The sequence below is a fragment of the Bacillus sp. NPDC094077 genome (genome assembly GCF_050279465.1).
In the GTDB taxonomy this organism is placed as follows: domain Bacteria; phylum Bacillota; class Bacilli; order Bacillales; family Bacillaceae_G; genus Bacillus_A.
In genome coordinates, this window is record NZ_JBNNUF010000030.1 from 1 (window position 1) to 17569 (window position 17569).

At 36.3% G+C, this 17569-nt stretch carries 15 protein-coding genes, 1 tRNA gene and 2 riboswitches; of the genes, 13 read left to right on the top strand and 3 right to left on the bottom strand.

Annotated elements, in window-relative coordinates:
- The first annotated feature begins 14 nt into the window (after positions 1–14).
- The 5 genes from ACQKNR_RS28120 to tsaD all read left to right on the top strand — a co-directional run bounded on the left by ACQKNR_RS28120 (position 15) and on the right by tsaD (position 2882).
- Positions 15–90 (top strand) — tRNA-Asp (locus tag ACQKNR_RS28120).
- A gap of 172 nt (positions 91–262) precedes the next feature.
- Positions 263–736, top strand: coding sequence for a tRNA (adenosine(37)-N6)-threonylcarbamoyltransferase complex ATPase subunit type 1 TsaE (tsaE, locus tag ACQKNR_RS28125; protein WP_427322472.1), 474 nt, complete (start codon positions 263–265; stop codon positions 734–736).
- Entirely contained in the window at positions 717–1409 is a 693-nt protein-coding gene (gene tsaB / locus ACQKNR_RS28130) for a tRNA (adenosine(37)-N6)-threonylcarbamoyltransferase complex dimerization subunit type 1 TsaB (RefSeq protein ID WP_427322473.1), read from the top strand. The genes tsaE and tsaB overlap by 20 nt, the downstream gene beginning before the upstream one ends.
- Positions 1410–1422: 13 nt before the next feature.
- Positions 1423–1866 (top strand): ribosomal protein S18-alanine N-acetyltransferase, encoded by a 444-nt coding sequence (gene rimI / locus ACQKNR_RS28135; RefSeq protein WP_427322475.1) that lies wholly within the window; start codon positions 1423–1425, stop codon positions 1864–1866.
- On the top strand, positions 1866–2882 hold the full coding sequence (gene tsaD / locus ACQKNR_RS28140; protein ID WP_427322477.1) for a tRNA (adenosine(37)-N6)-threonylcarbamoyltransferase complex transferase subunit TsaD: 1017 nt from the start codon (positions 1866–1868) through the stop codon (positions 2880–2882). The genes rimI and tsaD overlap by 1 nt, the downstream gene beginning before the upstream one ends.
- A 435-nt stretch (positions 2883–3317) precedes the next feature.
- Here the strand turns inward: tsaD and ACQKNR_RS28145 are convergent, their stop codons facing one another.
- A complete protein-coding gene (locus ACQKNR_RS28145) occupies positions 3318–5240 on the bottom strand; it encodes an ABC-F family ATP-binding cassette domain-containing protein (RefSeq protein WP_427322479.1) in 1923 nt (640 codons plus the stop codon).
- 187 nt (positions 5241–5427) lie between these two features.
- Here ACQKNR_RS28145 and ACQKNR_RS28150 point away from each other — a divergent pair, with 187 nt between their 5' ends.
- Positions 5428–6057 carry a redox-sensing transcriptional repressor Rex gene (locus ACQKNR_RS28150; RefSeq protein ID WP_427322481.1) on the top strand — a complete coding sequence of 210 codons (630 nt, stop codon included), beginning with the start codon at positions 5428–5430 and terminating at the stop codon, positions 6055–6057.
- Between the two features lie 29 nt (positions 6058–6086).
- On the opposite strand, the gene ACQKNR_RS28155 is transcribed toward ACQKNR_RS28150, so the two are convergent.
- Together ACQKNR_RS28155 and ACQKNR_RS28160 are read right to left on the bottom strand one after the other, a co-directional pair.
- Positions 6087–6278 carry a YdiK family protein gene (locus ACQKNR_RS28155; RefSeq protein WP_001246204.1) on the bottom strand — a complete coding sequence of 64 codons (192 nt, stop codon included), beginning with the start codon at positions 6276–6278 and terminating at the stop codon, positions 6087–6089.
- Positions 6275–7024, bottom strand: a complete 750-nt coding sequence (locus ACQKNR_RS28160; RefSeq protein ID WP_427322483.1) for a CPBP family intramembrane glutamic endopeptidase — start codon at positions 7022–7024, stop codon at positions 6275–6277. Before ACQKNR_RS28160 ends, ACQKNR_RS28155 begins: the two co-directional genes overlap by 4 nt.
- Positions 7025–7416: 392 nt before the next feature.
- Between ACQKNR_RS28160 and groES the strand changes: the two genes are divergently transcribed.
- The 7 genes from groES to ampS all read left to right on the top strand — a co-directional run bounded on the left by groES (position 7417) and on the right by ampS (position 17258).
- Positions 7417–7701, top strand: a complete 285-nt coding sequence (groES, locus tag ACQKNR_RS28165) for a co-chaperone GroES (RefSeq protein WP_427322485.1) — start codon at positions 7417–7419, stop codon at positions 7699–7701.
- Between the two features lie 38 nt (positions 7702–7739).
- Positions 7740–9374: a chaperonin GroEL gene (groL, locus tag ACQKNR_RS28170; protein ID WP_427322487.1), complete on the top strand. Its 1635-nt coding sequence runs from the start codon at positions 7740–7742 to the stop codon at positions 9372–9374.
- A gap of 307 nt (positions 9375–9681) precedes the next feature.
- The gene (locus ACQKNR_RS28175; protein ID WP_427322489.1) at positions 9682–11130 is read left to right on the top strand and encodes a glycosyltransferase family 39 protein; all 1449 of its coding nucleotides are present in this window, start codon (positions 9682–9684) and stop codon (positions 11128–11130) included.
- Positions 11131–11264: 134 nt separating this feature from the next.
- A riboswitch (purine riboswitch) is annotated at positions 11265–11366 on the top strand.
- A gap of 164 nt (positions 11367–11530) precedes the next feature.
- Positions 11531–13069: a glutamine-hydrolyzing GMP synthase gene (guaA, locus tag ACQKNR_RS28180; RefSeq protein ID WP_427322491.1), complete on the top strand. Its 1539-nt coding sequence runs from the start codon at positions 11531–11533 to the stop codon at positions 13067–13069.
- A gap of 152 nt (positions 13070–13221) precedes the next feature.
- A riboswitch (purine riboswitch) is annotated at positions 13222–13323 on the top strand.
- Between the two features lie 127 nt (positions 13324–13450).
- Complete coding sequence (locus ACQKNR_RS28185) at positions 13451–14776, top strand: NCS2 family permease (protein WP_427322493.1); 1326 nt, start codon at positions 13451–13453, stop codon at positions 14774–14776.
- Positions 14777–15067: 291 nt separating this feature from the next.
- The gene (locus ACQKNR_RS28190) at positions 15068–15769 is read left to right on the top strand and encodes a response regulator transcription factor (RefSeq protein WP_427322495.1); all 702 of its coding nucleotides are present in this window, start codon (positions 15068–15070) and stop codon (positions 15767–15769) included.
- Positions 15753–17258: an aminopeptidase AmpS gene (gene ampS / locus ACQKNR_RS28195; protein ID WP_427322497.1), complete on the top strand. Its 1506-nt coding sequence runs from the start codon at positions 15753–15755 to the stop codon at positions 17256–17258. Before ACQKNR_RS28190 ends, ampS begins: the two co-directional genes overlap by 17 nt.
- Positions 17259–17569: the final 311 nt, after the last annotated feature.

Consider the following 17569-nt stretch of genomic DNA (forward strand, 5'->3'; position numbering starts at 1 on the left):
CCCCGCAACCAAATGGTCCCGTGGTGTAGTGGTTAACATGCCTGCCTGTCACGCAGGAGATCGCCGGTTCGACCCCGGTCGGGACCGCCATTTTATATAAAGAAAAGAACGAAACAAGTTGTTTCGTATTTTTTTATTTGTTTTAACAAAACTAATAAAGACAGTCAAACTATCCTTAGGACAACTCCTAAGGACTTTTTTATATATTCAAAACCTGTATAATAAAGAGCAGAGAACATTGTGAGTAAAGTAGGTGAAGTCTGTGAGTAAGTATGAAGTAACAACAAAATCTTCTGAGGAAACACAAAGATTATCAGAAAAACTAGGTGAACTTGTAAAGGCGCAAGATGTAATTATTTTAGAAGGAGATCTTGGAGCTGGTAAGACGACTTTTACAAAAGGACTAGCAAAAGGTCTTGGAGTAAAAAGAGTTGTAAATAGTCCTACCTTTAACATTATTAAAGAATATAAAGGAAGATTACCGTTATATCATATGGACGTGTATCGTTTAGCGGAAAGTGAAGAAGACTTAGGTTTTGATGAGTACTTCTATGGTGAAGGAATTACGGTAGTAGAATGGGCTCATTTAATAGAAGCATATTTACCGAATGAAAAGTTACAAATTAGTTTATTCCATGCTGGAGATGACACAAGGAAAATTGTACTCGAGCCAGTTGGAGACCGCTATATTAGATTATGTGAGGAGCTATTACAAGATGAAAGTACTAGCAATTGATACTTCAAATTACGTAATGGGTGTATCCCTTATTGAAGAAGGAAACGTGATTGGGGAAATCATTACAAATTTAACAAAAAACCATTCTGTACGTCTTATGCCAGCTGTAGAGCAACTGTTAAAAGAATGTGGTGTAAAACCGAAAGAATTAACTAAAATTGTTGTGGCTGCTGGACCTGGATCCTATACAGGCGTTCGCATAGGTGTGACAGCGGCAAAAACATTAGCTTGGTCACTTCAAATACCAATTGTAGGTGTATCAAGTTTAGAAGTAGTAGCTGCAAACGGTGCTAATTTTAGTGGACTAATTTGTCCTTTATTTGATGGAAGACGTGGACAAATTTATACTGGGTTATATACATATGAAGGAGAGCAGATAACTTCAATAGAAGAAGACCGAATTATTCTTATTGTAGACTGGTTGCAAATGTTAAAAGACAAAGGACAACCTGTTTTATTTATCGGTAACGATGTTAAATTGCATAAAGAAACAATTATAGAACATTTAGGTGATCAAGCTGTATTTGCTCCATTCACTAAAAATAACCCAAGACCAAGTGAGCTAGCATTTTTAGGATTACAAAAAGAGGAACAAGATGTACATACGTTTGTTCCTAGTTATCTTCGTTTAGCTGAAGCTGAAACAAAGTGGTTAGAAAGTCAAAACAAGTAGGAGTCTACAGAAGATGGATATGATATTTAGAAAGATGGAACTCGATGATATCGCTCAAATTGTAGCTATTGAAGAAGCATCTTTTTCAACTCCTTGGACTGCAGATGCCTTTCACCGTGAATTAACGATGAATGAACATGCACATTATATCGTGCTAGAAAAAGATGATCGTGTAATCGGGTATTGTGGATTGTGGATAATTATTGATGAATCACATATAACAAATATAGCTATTTTGCCAGAATACCGAGGTCAAAAGCTAGGAGATGCCCTATTGAAAGCAGTTATTTCCCAAGCGAAAGAACTAGGGGTAAAAACGATGACGCTTGAAGTACGTGTATCAAATGAAGTAGCAAAGCAGTTATACAGAAAATACGGATTTCAAAATGGTGGGATTCGTAAACGATACTATGCAGACAATCAGGAAGATGGTCTTGTAATGTGGGTGAATATATAATGGAAAAAAATACGATTATACTTGGTATTGAAACAAGCTGTGATGAAACAGCGGTAGCAGTTGTTAAAAATGGAACAGAAATCATTGCGAATGTCGTTGCATCACAAATTGAAAGTCATAAACGTTTTGGCGGCGTAGTACCAGAGATTGCATCCCGTCATCATGTAGAACAAATTACAGTTGTGTTAGAAGAAGCTTTAAAAGAAGCGAACATCACTTTTGATGATATTGATGCAATTGCTGTAACAGAAGGCCCTGGCTTAGTTGGAGCACTTTTAATCGGGGTAAATGCGGCAAAAGCTGTGGCATTTGCTCATGATATTCCTTTAATTGGTGTTCATCATATTGCTGGTCACATTTATGCAAACCGTTTAGTAAAAGAGATGCAGTTCCCGCTATTATCACTAGTTGTATCTGGTGGACATACAGAGCTTGTTTATATGAAAGAACATGGTTCATTTGAAGTAATTGGTGAAACACGTGATGATGCTGCAGGTGAGGCTTATGATAAAGTAGCCCGTACATTATCAATGCCTTATCCAGGTGGTCCTCATATTGATCGTCTTGCGCATGAAGGGGAGCCGACAATTGATTTACCTCGTGCGTGGCTAGAACCGGATTCATATGATTTCAGCTTTAGTGGATTAAAATCAGCAGTTATCAACACTGTGCATAATGCAAAACAGCGCGGTATAGAAATAGCACCGGAAGATTTAGCAGCAAGTTTCCAAGCGAGTGTAATTGATGTACTTGTAACGAAAGCTTCTCGTGCTGCCGAAGCTTATAATGTTAAACAAGTGCTTCTTGCAGGTGGAGTAGCTGCTAATAAAGGGCTGCGTGCACGTTTAGAAGAAGAGTTTGCACCAAAAGAAAATATAGAGTTAATTATCCCGCCATTATCGTTATGCACAGACAATGCAGCAATGATTGCAGCTGCAGGTACAATTGCATACGAACAAGGAAAACGTGCGACATTAGCTTTAAATGCAAATCCAGGATTAGATATTGAAGCGTAGTTATACACAAAATTAACCACAGCTTGTGGATAAAACCCATATTATCTGTTGATAATATGGGTTTTATTGTGTATATGAAATGTTAATAACTTTTTAAAAAAGTGTGGATAATGTGGAAAAGTTATTTTGAGGTTTATATTATAAAGGTGGATATGTGTATAAACTTGTGGATAATACAGATGAAGTCTGACCTTTAACGTTATTCTTTTTTGGGAAATAAAAAACAAGAAGATATCCCAAAAAACCTTTTAAAGCATCCTTCTCTTATTATATAGATTGTTACTATTATCAATCTTTGTCAGTAAATCGATGTTTTTTGTCGAATCGTCGATATAATTTCATGCACTATGGAACGGATTCTAAAATAGAAAATAAAAAGGATGTCATCTAGTCAAAAATCTCGACTTATGAGACATCCTCCTTGTTTAAATTCTCTTATAAATGCAGTTCTTCCCACTCTGCCATACAAGCTTCAAGTTGTTCTTGTAGTGTTTGCTTTTTAGTTGTAATTTCACTAGCCTTTTCATAATCTGCATATATTTCTGGTAAGCAAAGCTGATCTTCTAACGTAGCAATTTCCTCTTCTAATTCTACGATATTTTGTTCTAATTCTTCAATTTTTCGAGTGCGTTGACGCTCTAACTTTTTGCGCTCTTTTTCTTCTAGGTAATTTAATTTCTCTTGTGCAATTACTTTTTGAGCAGGGGCTTCATCTTCTTGCTCTAGCTCTGCACGCTCAATCATCTCGTTTTTCTTTTCAACGTAGTAATCGTAATCCCCTAAATATTCCTGTGCACCTTCTGCTGATAACTCAACAACAGTCGTTGTTACGCGATTAATAAAGTAGCGGTCATGTGAGACGAATAGAAGAGTCCCTGGATAATCAATTAAAGCATTCTCCAAAATTTCTTTACTATTTAAATCAAGATGGTTCGTAGGCTCATCGAGAATTAATAAATTTGATTTTTGCATCATAAGTTTTGCGAGAGCTAATCGAGCTTTTTGTCCACCACTAAGAGAAGATACTGGTTTTAGTACATCATCCCCTGTGAATAAAAAGTTACCGAGTATAGTGCGGATTTCTTTTTCAGGTTGCAATGGGTATTCGTCCCATAGTTCATTTAAAACTCGCTTAGAAGATGTTAAGTTGGCTTGTTCTTGATCATAATAACCAACAGATACATTTGATCCGAAAGCAACATCTCCGTGTAATAGCTGTAACTTATTCACAATGGATTTTAATAGTGTGGATTTTCCAATTCCGTTAGGTCCAACTAAGGCAACACTATCTCCGCGAGTTAAGCGCATATTTACATGCTCAATAATAGGTTCCGCATCATAGCCAATCGTTGCATCTTTTACTTGTAAAACATCATTTCCACTTTGTTTTTCGATATCGAAGTGGAAGGATGCTGACTTAGAATCACCTAATGGTCTCGTTAATAATTCCATTCTGTCTAATTGTTTACGGCGACTTTGAGCACGTTTGGTTGTAGATGCACGAGCTATATTCTTTTGAACGAATTCCTCAAGTTTAGCGATTTCATCTTGTTGTTTTTCGTAACGCTTCATTTCTTGCTCGTATAGTGCTGATTTTAAGTCTAAGTATTTACTGTAGTTACCAACAAATCGTCTGCTTTCTTTATTCGAAATTTCGTATACTTGTGTAACGAGTTTGTCTAAGAAATAACGGTCATGGGAAACGATTAAAATTGCACCAGGATAACCTTGTAAGTATTGCTCAAGCCATGTGAGTGTTTCGATGTCTAAATGGTTTGTAGGCTCGTCCAAAATAAGTAAGTCTGGTTTCGTTAATAATAATTTACCAAGAGCTAATCGTGTTTTTTGTCCACCGCTTAAAGTAGAGATTGTCGTTTGGTGCGTCTCCACAGGGAAGCCAAGACCGCTTAAGATCGAGCGGATATCTGCTTCGTACTGATAACCACCTTGATCTTTATAGTCTAATTGTAATTGATCATAATCAGCTAATAACTTTTCGTATGTAGCTGCATTTGAAAAGTTTTCTTCCTTTCCCATCTCTTGCTCTAGCCTTCGAAGTTTTGTCTCCATTTGCTGTAGGTGTGTAAAGACTGTTAACATTTCATCCCAAATTGTTAAAGTTGTTTCTAGCCCAGTATTTTGAGCTAAATACCCTATTGAGACATCTTTCGGCTTTATAATTTCACCACCATCATGAGATAGCTCACCAGCGATAATTTTTAATAATGTAGATTTTCCAGCTCCATTTCGTCCAACTAATGCGATACGATCTTTCGTTTGAACTTCCAATTTTATGTTTGCAAGAATTGTTTCTGCACCGTATAATTTCGAAAGTCCATTCACTTGTAATAAAATCAATGTTTTCACCTCAAATAATTTCTTAACTTTGCCATGTTTATATTTCTCAATCATACTAAAAATAGTGTATAGTTTAAAATACAGAGAGAATACTTCTTCTCTTTATTATACAAGGAATTTAATGAGTGCTAAACTTCTGTATTTGATTAAAGCATATGAATAAAGATAGAAAGAGAGGAGAGGTTATATGGATCAGCAAAAGATTCCACAAGCCACTGCTAAACGATTGCCTCTATACTATCGATTTATCCAAAACTTATCTCTTTCTGGTAAGCAACGTGTTTCATCAGCCGAATTGAGTGAAGCGGTAAAAGTAGATTCCGCAACAATACGAAGAGATTTTTCGTATTTTGGAGCGTTAGGGAAAAAGGGATATGGATATAACGTAAATTATTTATTATCATTTTTCCGTGAAACACTTGATCAAGATGATATAACACGTGTAGCACTTATTGGAGTAGGTAATTTAGGGACCGCTTTCTTACATTATAATTTCACGAAAAACAATAATACAAAAATTGAAATGGCGTTTGATGTTAATGAAGAGAAAGTTGGAACAGAAATCGGAGGTATTCCTGTATATCATTTAGATGAATTAGAAGAAAGATTATCAAATGATATACAAGTGGCAATATTAACAGTACCCGCTACAGTAGCACAAGCTGTAGCTGATAGGTTGGCAGAAACAAATGTGCACGGTATTTTAAACTTCACACCAGCACGATTAAATGTATCAGAGAATATTAGAATCCATCATATTGATTTGGCTGTAGAGTTACAAACGCTTGTTTACTTTTTGAAAAATTATCCACAATAAAACGCAGAGGAAGCGACCTCTGCGTTTTATTATTGTTTTTTCTTTGTGAATTTAACTAATATAAGGCGAAGTGCCAAATTAAAATCAATTGTTGCCATAACTGCAAATAGTATTGTCCACACATTCCAGATTGTATCTGTCACGTTCGTAATGGCGAAGCGTGTAAAGATACATCCAAGAAGGAAGTACAATGCAGCCATGAACAATGGTGAGTTTCTCATACAAAAAATCCTCCGATAAAGCCTTGCATTTTTTCAGCTTCTTTAATCATTTCTTGAATTTGCTCATTGCTTACTGCAATTTGAGCGACTGCAACGAATGTATTCATCGCAACATGAGCTGCAATTGGAACGATAATACGTTTCGTTTTTACATATAAAAAGGCGAATACGAGCCCCATAGCAGTGTATACCAATAAGTGAGTAAAATCAAAATGAATCGCCGCAAATACAAGGGAACTAATGATAGCAGCAATAAAGAAGTTAAACTTCTTATAAAGTGTACCAAATAAAATTTTTCTAAATACGATTTCTTCTAAAATTGGCCCTATAATAGATACAACAATAAGGAACCAAGGTGTTGTTCTTGCGATGTCCATAAGCCTTGCTGTATTTTCAGATCCAGGTTTAATACCTAGTAAATACATCTCAATCATACCAGCAATACTTTGTGAGAAAAATGCTAAGAAGAACCCGATGAAAATCCATCCAATTGTAGCTGGAACAGTAGAGCGCATTGTATCTAAATGCCTTTCACGAATATCTGTTCTAAGTAACCAAAGTACGACGCATAATGCAATAAAGAAGCTAATGATAGCCCAATGTCCAGTTATGATTTGTCCTTTTTCCTCAAGGGTCAATCCTCTATTATCATAGAGTCCTGTTTTTAGGAGAAGTGGTAATCCGACAATTCCAGATAACTGCATTAAAATGTATGTAACGATAATCCACCAATATTGTTTCTTCAAATGGTTTAACCATCCTTTCTAACTCTAGTGTATGAGATAAGGTAGGATAACATGTAAATATGCTACCTATGATATAAACTTTCATTCGAATTATGATTTTTTTGTAAATCCGTATTTGAAATTAAAGTAGTAGACAGGAAAAAGTTGTGCGTTTAGCGAAAACAACTTAGGGTGTCTTTCATATTGTAACATACGAGTAGTGGAAACAACGATTCATATAGTACGGGTAGTATTCTATATAGAAAAGTTTATATAGTGATTTGCGAAAAAATTATGATTTTTTTACTTGCAAAAGAAATTGAGATTATTTATTATTATAAGTGTGTTAGCACTCGGATGACTTGAGTGCTAATAAATAAAATTTACATAACAAAATGAGGAGGTTATTGTTCATGCTAAAGCCATTAGGTGATCGCGTTGTAATTGAGCTTGTTCAAGCAGAAGAAAAAACAGCAAGTGGTATTGTATTACCAGACACTGCAAAAGAAAAACCACAAGAGGGTAAAGTTGTTGCAGTAGGTACTGGTCGAGTGCTTGAAAATGGTGAGCGTGTTGCTTTAGAGGTAGCAGCAGGTGATCTTATCATCTTCTCAAAATATGCAGGTACTGAAGTGAAATACGAAGGTGCAGACTACTTGATTTTACGTGAAAGTGACATTTTAGCAGTTATCGGTTAATTATATAAATCTTAAAAAATCCAAGGGGGTCAATTATTATGGCAAAAGATATTAAATTTAGTGAAGAAGCACGTCGTTCGATGCTTCGCGGTGTCGACACTCTTGCAAATGCAGTAAAAGTAACGCTTGGACCAAAAGGTCGTAACGTTGTACTTGAGAAAAAATTCGGTTCACCACTTATTACAAATGATGGTGTAACGATTGCAAAAGAAATCGAATTAGAAGATGCATTCGAAAACATGGGTGCGAAATTAGTAGCAGAAGTTGCTAGCAAAACAAACGATGTAGCTGGTGACGGAACAACAACTGCAACTGTATTAGCACAAGCTATGATTCGTGAAGGTCTTAAAAACGTAACAGCTGGTGCTAACCCAATGGGTCTTCGTAAAGGTATCGAAAAAGCTGTTACTGCTGCAATTGAAGAACTAAAAACGATTTCTAAACCAATCGAAGGTAAATCTTCAATCGCACAAGTAGCTGCTATTTCTGCTGCTGACGAAGAAGTAGGTCAATTAATCGCTGAAGCAATGGAGCGCGTTGGCAACGACGGCGTTATTACTTTAGAAGAATCTAAAGGATTCACAACAGAATTAGATGTAGTAGAAGGTATGCAATTTGATCGTGGATATGCATCTCCTTACATGATTACTGATTCTGACAAAATGGAAGCAGTTCTTGATAACCCATACATCTTAATTACTGACAAAAAGATTTCTAACATCCAAGAAATCTTACCAGTATTAGAGCAAGTGGTACAACAAGGTAAACCACTTCTTATCATTGCTGAAGATGTAGAAGGCGAAGCGTTAGCTACATTAGTAGTGAACAAACTTCGTGGTACATTCAATGTAGTAGCTGTTAAAGCTCCTGGATTTGGTGACCGTCGTAAAGCGATGCTAGAAGATATCGCAATCTTAACTGGTGGCGAGGTAATCACCGAAGAATTAGGACGTGACTTAAAATCTGCTACAGTTGAATCTTTAGGACGCGCTGGTAAAGTTGTCGTAACGAAAGAAAACACAACTGTAGTTGAAGGTATTGGAAATACAAAACAAATCGAAGCTCGCATCGGTCAAATCCGTGCGCAATTAGAAGAAACAACTTCTGAATTCGATCGTGAAAAATTACAAGAGCGTCTTGCAAAACTTGCAGGTGGCGTAGCGGTAATTAAAGTAGGTGCAGCAACTGAAACTGAGTTAAAAGAGCGCAAACTTCGCATTGAAGATGCACTTAACTCAACTCGTGCAGCAGTAGAAGAAGGTATCGTTGCAGGTGGTGGTACTTCACTTATGAACGTATACACGAAAGTAGCTTCTATCGTAGCTGAAGGCGACGAAGCAACAGGTATCAACATCGTACTTCGTGCACTAGAAGAGCCAGTTCGTCAAATCGCAATCAACGCTGGTCTAGAAGGATCTGTAGTTGTAGAGCGTCTAAAAGGCGAAAAAGTAGGCGTTGGTTTCAACGCAGCTACTGGTGAGTGGGTTAACATGCTTGAAACTGGTATCGTAGATCCAGCTAAAGTAACTCGTTCTGCACTTCAAAACGCAGCATCTGTTGCAGCTATGTTCTTAACAACTGAAGCTGTAGTAGCTGACAAACCAGAGCCAAATGCACCAGCAATGCCTGACATGGGCGGCATGGGCATGGGCGGTATGGGCGGAATGATGTAATAAGCATCACTCTGTGAAGCTGTGCAATGTATAAATAGTTAATTAGAAGAAGGCTACTTCCTTGATGAGAGGAGGTAGTCTTTTTGTATTGTTAAAGTGTGTGTATCAAGAGTTTTTGGAAGGTCGCAAGTTTAGGAAGACAAAGGAGGCAAATATTCAAGACTCTCTTATTGTTGGTATTTACAATATAATTCCAATTGAATATATAATTTTTTAAACATTTATGATACAGTCAAAAGGGATTTTTCTTGTTTTTTAGTTGGGATAATGAAAGAAGATAGTGATAGCCTAATTAGTGAGGTATATTATGCAGATTAAAGGGAATTTTGGTAAAAACATTTTTTCGAAAATATTAGTAGTATGTGGTTTGTTGATGTTTGTCATTACATTTTATAATTCATTTCAAATAGAAAGGGCTACCTATTCCTCGGTCTCTGTGTTAATTCTGGAGATATTAGCAACTGTTTTTGTGCTCGGAATAATATCATTTTTAGTAAATCGTTTTTTAACAGTTAATCAATTTTTGATTACTCTCATAGTTGCGGCTTTTGCAATTAGGCTGTTATGGATTATTTTTGAAAAAACGGTACCTATCTCGGATTTTTCTGTAATGTATGAAAGTGCTCAACAAGCTGTAAATGGTAATTTTGCATTTATTTCAGATGAATACTATATGAGTTGGACCTATCAATTGGGGTTCACATATTATGAGGCTATATTAATAAAAGTTTTTGGTAATCATCTATTTATATTGAAGTTATTTAATATTTTTTGGAGTGTAGGCACTGCTGTAATTATTTATTTTATGGGTAAAACGATGTTTAATGAATACAGTGCGAGAACTGCGGCAATATTTTATGCGTTTTACATACCTAATATTATCTATAGTTCTGTATTAACAAACCAATATATTTCTACTTTCTTCTTTTTTGCAGGACTGTATGTTTTGATTACAAAAGGTTTTTCAACTAAATACGGTTGGGTTTTAACAGGGTTACTGTTAAGTGTTGGAAATATTATGAGACCGTTAGGAAGTTTCTTTTTATTGGCGGTTTTTGTTTATGCGTTAATTTATAAGATACTTCCATTTAGAAAAAAAGAAACTTTTAACTACGTAAAAAAAATAGTGGGAATAGTGATTATATATTTTCTAGTGATGCAAATTGTAAGTATTTTCTTAATGAACACGGGGTTAGCGAAAAAACCATTGTCGAACCAAATGCCGTATTGGAAGTTTGTTGTAGGGTTCAATTATGATTCGATTGGTGGATGGAACCAGCCAGATGTAGTTTACCTTAGTCAATTTAAACTTGGCAAGGAAAGAAATGATGCTTCCATTGCTTTGATTAAGGATAGATTGAAGAACAAAGAGAAGGTTCGTCAATTACTAGCATTGAAAGTTGAAAAATTGTGGAGTAATCCTGATGATGCACCTGGTTGGGCTTTAGAGTGGGGGGAACTGAATAAACCACATTTACAACAAATGCTGACAAAATATGAAAGGCTTATGTATATTGCATGTTGTATATTTGCGATTGGTACTATTGTATTATATAGAAGAAACGGCCCAATATATCCTCTCTTGTATATTTTATTTGGTGGATATGCGGCTATTCATTTGTTTGTTGAAGTTCAAACTAGGTATCGTTTTGACATTTTGCCTGTCATTTTTTTATTTGTGGGATACGGAGTATTTGTAATGAAAAATGGTGTTACACAATTAATATTTAGAAAACAACAGGGGAAACTTGAATAACGGGCTAAAACATGAAAAACATTTGCTGCCATATAGAAAAGTTTTTATGTTTTAGTGAGAAAGAAATTAATTTCTGTAGAATTTTGTCGCTTTCTCTCTTGACCATATTGATACTTCATTGTTAGAATCTAGGAAGATAATATAAAACGATCCTTCATATATCCTCAATGATATGGTTTGAGAGTCTCTACCGGGTTACCGTAAACAACCTGACTATGAAGGCAGTGTGTCTTATATTTATAAAGAGCGGAGACTATCTTTCTTTATAAAGTCAGACCCCTGCCTTTTCTTTGTTATGAGACTAGAGGCGGAGGACTGGCTTTTTTTATTATATTGGTAATGCTTTTCGCCAAATTGGTGAAAATATTTATATACGAGAACTAACGTTGGGGTGATTATTTTGAAGAAGCAACACGATACAATTATCGTTTTAGATTTTGGAAGTCAATACAATCAGTTAATAGCACGTCGAATTCGTGAGTTCGGTGTATACAGTGAACTTCATCCGCATACAATTACTGCAGAAGAAATTAAAGCAATGAATCCAAAAGGTATTATTTTCTCTGGTGGGCCAAATAGTGTATACGGTGAAAATGCATTCCACTGTGATGAAAAAATCTTTGAATTAGGCTTACCGATCTTTGGTATTTGTTACGGTATGCAGCTTATGACACAACACTTCGGTGGTAAAGTAGAACGTGCAAACCACCGTGAGTACGGAAAAGCTGTTCTTAAAGTAGAGAACGAATCAAAATTATATGCGAACCTTCCAGAAGAGCAAGTTGTATGGATGAGTCATGGTGACTTAGTAACTGGTTTACCTGAAGGATTCGTAGTAGACGCAACAAGTGAGTCTTGCCCAATTGCTGGTATGAGCAATGAAGCGAAAAACTTATACGGTGTACAATTCCACCCAGAAGTACGTCACTCTGAGCATGGTAACGATTTAATTAAAAACTTCGTATTTGGCGTATGTGGTTGTTCTGAAGGATGGAACATGGAGAACTTTATCGAAGTAGAATTAGAGAAGATCCGTGAAACTGTTGGAGACAAAAAAGTACTATGCGCACTTAGTGGCGGTGTAGATTCTTCTGTTGTAGCAGTATTAATTCATAAAGCAATTGGCGATCAGTTAACATGTATTTTCGTTGACCACGGCTTACTTCGTAAAGGTGAAGCAGAAGGCGTTATGAAAACATTTAGCGAAGGCTTCCATATGAACGTTATTAAAGTGGATGCACAAGAACGCTTCATGAACAAGTTAAAAGGTGTAGAAGATCCAGAACAAAAACGTAAAATTATCGGTAACGAATTCATTTACGTATTTGATGATGAAGCTTCTAAATTACAAGGTATGGACTTCCTAGCACAAGGTACACTTTACACAGACATCGTTGAAAGTGGTACAGCAACTGCACAAACAATTAAATCTCACCATAACGTTGGTGGACTTCCAGAGGACATGCAGTTCAAATTAATTGAGCCTTTAAACACGTTATTTAAAGATGAAGTACGTGTATTAGGATCTGAATTAGGAATTCCTGATGAAATCGTATGGCGTCAACCATTCCCAGGTCCAGGTCTTGGTATTCGTGTATTAGGTGAAATCACAGAAGAGAAATTAGAAATCGTTCGTGAATCTGATGCGATTTTACGTGAAGAAATTATTAAAGCGGGCTTAGATCGCGAAATCTGGCAATACTTCACTGCGCTTCCTGGTATGCGTAGCGTAGGTGTTATGGGTGACGAGCGCACTTACGATTACACAGTAGGTATCCGTGCAGTAACATCTATCGACGGTATGACAGCTGACTGGGCACGTATCCCTTGGGACGTATTAGAGAAAATCTCTGTACGTATCGTAAATGAAGTAAAACACGTTAACCGTATCGTATATGATGTAACGAGTAAGCCACCAGCAACTATTGAGTGGGAATAGTATTGTAAAAAAGATCCATCTATTGCTCATGCATAGATGGATCTTTTTATTTTTAGTGTTAATACGAACATAAATATAAAAAAAAGTAAAATCGTTCGTTTTTAAATTGACAAAAATACTTTCAAGAGTTAATATGAGTATGTAATTCAAATGAAAAGTGAATATTATGCCGTCGTATAATATCGGGGATATGGCCCGAAAGTTTCTACCTAGCTACCGTAAATGGCTTGACTACGAGGCGTTTTTATAAAGATGAGGGGAAACTTGTCTTTGTTTATAGAACGCTTCCATGTATATGCAATGGAAGCCCTTTTTATTTTTACAGATAAAAGAGGGCTAGGGGAAATACGGCGAGTAATCATATAACGGGGGAAACGTAGGATGAAACGCTATTTTCAATTTGATGAGCTCGGTACGAATTATAAGACTGAGTTCATAGCAGGGTTAACGACATTTCTATCTATGGCTTACGTACTATTTGTCAATCCTGCTACGCTGTCACTTGGAAATGTTAAAGGGTTACCAGCAGGTACAGGAATGGATCCAGGTGCAGTATTCGTTGCTACAGCATTAGCGGCAGCGATCGGTTCGTTAATTATGGGTATTTTCGCAAAGTATCCAATTGCTTTAGCACCAGGTATGGGAATTAACGCGTTCTTTGCTTATACAGCAGTTTTAACGATGGGTATTCCGTGGCAAACAGCAATTGCTGGAACGTTAATGTCAGGTATTATCTTTATTATTCTTACTGCTTCAGGTATTCGTGAAAAAATCATTAATGCAATTCCAGCAGAGTTAAAGTTTGCAGTAGCGGCAGGTATTGGGTTATTCATTGCTTTCCTTGGATTCCAAAATGCCGGAATTATCGTGAAAAATGATGCTGTCCTTGTTGGATTGGGGGATTTAACTAAGGGCACAACGTTATTAGCGATCTTCGGAGTTGTTACTACAATCATCTTCATGATTAAGAAAATTAATGGTGCAGTATTCTACGGTATGATTCTTACAGCAATCTTAGGAGTAGCAACAGGATTAATTGATACTCCGAAAGCTGTAGTGGGAGCAATACCGAGCTTAGAACCAACGTTCGGTATGGCGCTAACTCACTTTGGAGATATTTTCACTGTTCAAATGGGGATTGTTATTATAACGTTCTTCTTTATTGATTTCTTTGATACAGCAGGTACGCTTGTAGCGGTTGCGAATCAAGCTGGATTAATGAAGAACAATAAATTACCACGTGCAGGAAAAGCGTTATTTGCAGATGCAATTGCAACTGTAATTGGTGCAATTCTAGGTACATCAACAACAACGTCTTACATCGAATCGTCTGCAGGGGTAGCAGCAGGAGGACGTTCTGGATTTACAGCAGTTGTAACAGCAGGATTCTTCTTACTGGCACTATTCTTCTCGCCATTATTAAGTGTTGTAACACCAGCTGTAACGGCACCAGCTTTAATTATTGTAGGGATCTTAATGGTTTCTTCTTTAGGAGAAATCGACTGGAAGAAATTCGAGATTGCAGTACCAGCATTCTTTACAATCATCTCTATGCCACTTACGTATAGTATCGCAACAGGAATTGCGATAGGATTTATCTTCTATCCAATTACAATGGTTGTGAGTGGTCGTCGTAAAGAGGTTCATCCGATTATGTATGCTATGGGAGTTTTATTCGTACTATATTTCATCTACGTTCGTAAATAAAGTGGAACTTTAATCAGCGTGGGGGAAACCCCACCCTGATTATTAGTTGAACCAATCGGGCTTTTACGGGCAGTTGATCTGCCATGTAACATCGTTACTTTGGGCAGTTTTGAAGTGGGAGTCTTACTGCCCGTTAATGCGGGATAAAAGGGGTTTTTTGAAAGGTCTAGACTTAAGGGGAGTCTAGACCTTTTTTGCGTCTTCAGAAAATCTTAAGGATTTCCGAGCGTTTTTCTTCAGAAGTTTTCCTATAATAGAAGTTAGAGATAAAAAAGTGATGGGGGAGATATTGTGGCACACGAAACAATACTTGTCGTAGATGATGAAAAAGAAATTCGGAATTTAATTACAATCTATTTAAAGAATGAAGGATATAAAGTATTGCAAGCAGGGGACGGAGAAGAAGGATTACGCCTACTAGAAGAAAACGAAGTACATCTAGTCGTATTAGATATTATGATGCCGAAAGTAGATGGTATTCATATGTGTATGAAAATAAGAGAAGCGAAAGAAATGCCAATCATTATGCTTTCTGCGAAAACGCAAGATATGGATAAAATTTTAGGGTTAACAACTGGTGCGGATGATTACGTAACGAAACCGTTTAATCCGTTAGAGTTAATCGCAAGAATTAAATCTCAGTTACGTCGTTATATGAAAATGAATGGTTTCGCTATACAAAATGAGGACGAGTTAGAAATTGGAGAGATGAAAATAAACATTTCGACCCATAAAGTTATTGTGGATGGAGAAGAAGTGAAACTGACTCCGAGGGAATTTTCAATTTTAGAATTGCTAGCTCGTAACCCGGCTATGGTCTTTAGCGCGGAACAAATTTATGAAAAGGTTTGGAACGAAAGATCTTTCCAGTCTGATAATACTGTAATGGTTCATATTCGAAAAGTACGTGAAAAGATTGAGGAGAATCCAAGGAAACCTAGATATATAAAAACAGTATGGGGAGTGGGGTATAAGATTGAAAAAGATATTTAATCCATTTACCTATGTGAGGAAAACAAGACAATTAATTGAGAAATTAGTAAAGAGCGTACGAAAGAGTATAAGAATTCAATTGGTTACTACTTTTGCTGCTTGTGCGTTATTAGGAGTTTTTTTTGCAAAGGGAGCTGCGCCATTTTTTGAGAATGCGAATCGTCAAGCTACTGTCGATTATCGGTCTGGTATGCAACAAATTAATTACCAAGCTCAAAGAGCAGCGAATAGTTCGGTTCATGAAAATAAATTAGAAGCTATATCCAATATGATCGAAATGGAGAATCAAAATTTAGAGCGAGGAAATAGAGCTTTAAAAATATTGGTTACTGATGAAAGTGGTAAAGTTTTATATAAAACAAAGCAGGCGCAAGAAGAGCAAATCGATTTGCATAATACGATTCGTAATGCAGCATCATTTGCGATCAACTATTCAAATGGTCAAGATATATTTGAAAATACGAGAAAAGAATTTATAGCTTTTTCACCTATTACAATAGAAGATAAGAATCTATATATGTTCGTTAGTGGAATTCCGGATGGTGTAGTAATGTATGATACGCAAGAAGGACCGTTTCCGTTTTTCATAGGTGTACTCGTATTCATTTTCTCTTTCTTCTATATAACAAAGAGAAAGATGAAGCAAATTGAAGCGATGGCAGAAGGGGTAAAGGAAATAGAAAAAGGAAACTTAGCGTACCGTATTGAGAAAAAGGGTGAAGATGAGATCGCAGCTTTAACTGAGAACATTAACAATATGGCGGAAGAGCTTATGAATAATATAGAAAAAGAGCGTAAATTAGAAAAGCAGAAAAACGAGCTTATTACGAATGTATCTCATGATTTACGTACACCACTTACTTCTATTATGGGTTACTTACGATTACTGAGAGATTCTAAATATGAAAATCAAGAACAACATGATGAGTATACGAGAATTGCTTTTGCGAAGTCGGAACAGTTAAAGAATTTAATAGAAGATTTATTTGAGTATACGAAGTTAACGAATGAACAAGTTGTGTTAGAAAAACAAGAAGTATGTGTAAATGAGTTGCTCGAACAATTAATAGAAGAGATAGTACCGCAAGCGGAAGAGCATGGACTTACGTTTGTTAAGAAGTTTCCTGAGGAACGTGCCTATGCAGCGATTGATTCGGAAAAGATGGTCCGTGTATTTGATAATTTATTAATGAACGCGATTAAGTATAGTAAAGATGATGGGGAAATAAAAGTTTCTCTTCAAAGGCAGCGCCGGGATATACAAATTGTAATTGCGAATCATAGTGAAGAGTTTACGAGAGAAGAGTTAGCGAGTTTGTTTGAACGCTTTTATAAGAAAGATCAATCTAGAAGTAGAGTAACAGAAGGGTCGGGCCTTGGATTGGCGATTGCGAAAAGTATTGTTGAATTACAAGGTGGTAGTATTCAAGCTGAATATGAGAATGGTATTATTCAGTTTATCGTCTCGTTACCAATTATAGAAAGATAATAAACGAATAGAATGGTATTTGATAAAAGGCTTATTTTAAAAGAAATTAGCCTTTTTATATTTTTTAGAAAAACATGTTGACGATTGGGATATAGAGGTGTAATATAGAACAAGTCGCCGATGACAATAAAGCAGAAAGCGGCAAACGAAATAAAAAACTTAGTTGACATTACAAATTAGAAATGTTAACATAAGGAAGTCGCAAATGAGCGACCGAGTAGTTCTTTGAAAACTGAACGAAACAAACAACGTGAAACGTCAATTTTTATTTTAGATGCTAGACAAACTAACTTTATTGGAGAGTTTGATCC